Source organism: Oliverpabstia intestinalis (assembly GCF_009696065.1).
GTDB lineage: Bacteria > Bacillota > Clostridia > Lachnospirales > Lachnospiraceae > Oliverpabstia > Oliverpabstia intestinalis.
This window is the reverse complement of the sequence record NZ_VUMS01000080.1, coordinates 1-1,748: the sequence shown is the minus strand read 5'-3', so window position 1 is coordinate 1,748 and position 1,748 is coordinate 1. Positions and strand designations below refer to the sequence as shown.

Annotated in this window: 2 protein-coding genes; both read right to left on the bottom strand. The window is 39.6% G+C overall.

Annotated features, from left to right (window positions below; all coding sequences use genetic code 11):
• Window positions 1-22 precede the first annotated feature (22 nt).
• Window positions 23-871 (bottom strand): transposase, encoded by an 849-nt coding sequence (locus FYJ57_RS14995; RefSeq protein WP_154433275.1) that lies wholly within the window; start codon window positions 869-871, stop codon window positions 23-25.
• On the bottom strand, window positions 813-1,661 hold the full coding sequence (locus FYJ57_RS14990) for an ISL3 family transposase (protein ID WP_154433274.1): 849 nt from the start codon (window positions 1,659-1,661) through the stop codon (window positions 813-815). The genes FYJ57_RS14995 and FYJ57_RS14990 overlap by 59 nt, the downstream gene beginning before the upstream one ends.
• Window positions 1,662-1,748 lie beyond the last annotated feature (87 nt).

Below are 1,748 nucleotides of genomic sequence, written 5' to 3'. Positions count from 1 at the left end.
GGTTCTTCCGCAATTATCCGTATTAGCTATTTGACAATATAAGTTTTGCGGCTAATAGCTCCTTGCCACAACGGCCATACATGGTACGTTTTATCATTTTCAATTTGCTGTTTGTACCCTCAACAAAACCATTCGATAAAGGGCTCGCTACAGCATTTTCTACGGCAGATAAATCTTTTTCCAGTCCGGAAGCAAAACGGGAAATCTCTTTCAAATCGCTGTTTTTATATTTTTCAATAAACAGATATAAGCACGGCATATTTTTCTTTTGAAAAATCTCCCGAAATTCCCGAATGCAGGACTTCAGCGTCTTAAGCTGCGGATAAGCATCCATCAGATATGATTTATGACGATCCGTTATCTCGTGATTCATCCATAGAAAACGAAAGATACCATTTCTTGATATGTGGTCATATTTCTGAAGTTTTTTCTTTTTCTGAACAGCATCCGATGAAGAACTTCTGTAGACCGCAATATCAATTTGAAAACGCTCTATAATCTTATTCATGTAATCATAAGCCGCTGTCTGGCCTCCTTTATAACCCTTTTGGATGAGACTCCGGAAAACATCTTTCCTGCTTACACCGGAAGATAACTCTTTGATGACATAATCATAAAATTGATCCATTCCGCTGTAAAAGTTTTTGCGGCATAAAGAATCATAGTCTCCTTCAAGATATTTGGTCACTGTATTTCTGCTGCAATGAAGCATTTTAGATATCGCGCGTTTGCTGTATCTGGCTTCTGAGTATTCATGGATTGCATGATACAACTGTACACTTTTTTCGTTGTAATCCAGAGGTTTATCCACATCACAATGCATTTTTTTTACAAGGCTCTCCGGCAGCTGCAGCTGTTTCACCTGTTCCATAATCTTTAGGAATCCGGACATCTACGGGAATCACAGAATTTACTGTGTTTTTAACGGCTTCCAGAAGATTTTGATGGAGATGGAATCGATCTGCTATCTGCATGGCATCCGGCAGTATTTCCTGGATAGCAGACGAATACGCACTTGCCCTGTCCCGTGTGACTGTTTTAACGTGTTTATTATTTTTAAGCCACTCCTTTAGAGTCATTCCATCACGCCCATCAAGAATTGCAACCGGCCTATGGGTAGCCTGATCGACAATGATGGTTCCATAGGTATGACGCTTTTTAAATGCAAAATCATCAACACCGATGGCACTTCCACATTCTGAGACTGGCTGCAGACGATAACGTTTGATTAAAAGACGGATCACGCTGTCTCCGCTGATTTGAAGATTCATTGCACGACAGATACGGGCGCATCCTTCACAACTGGTTTCCATGGCCAGCATACAGATGAAATCAGCACATCGTTCTGTCATGCGTCCATAATAACTGAGAAATCCGTCAAAATCTTCAACAAATGTAACTTTTGAACAGGATTCATTATTACAAACATACTCGTGAGCTGTTATATGAAGTCGTGCAGTTTTTCCCAGAATCGGCAGATCCTGAACTTTGCGTAAATATGTCCCATGATAAGTTTTGGTTTCCTGACCACACTCTGGACATTTGGAAGAATGTGTTTTGGATCGCATTTTAATATGAATAGAACTGTCATCATGGTCAACAGAAGTAATTGACAGCAACTCACCTGGGAAAAACATATCTAATTTCAACGAATCATTCATTATCATATACCGCCTTTATTTGATACCAACATTTTATCACAGAAATAATTTCATTGGAAGCAAAAAACGGGCAATTGCGGAAGAACC

Coding starts and splice junctions, on each gene's coding strand:
- FYJ57_RS14990 (WP_154433274.1), bottom strand. CDS start 1,661: ATGAATGATTCGTTGAAATTAGATATGTTTTTCCCAGGTGAGTTGCTG.
- FYJ57_RS14995 (WP_154433275.1), bottom strand. CDS start 871: ATGGAACAGGTGAAACAGCTGCAGCTGCCGGAGAGCCTTGTAAAAAAA.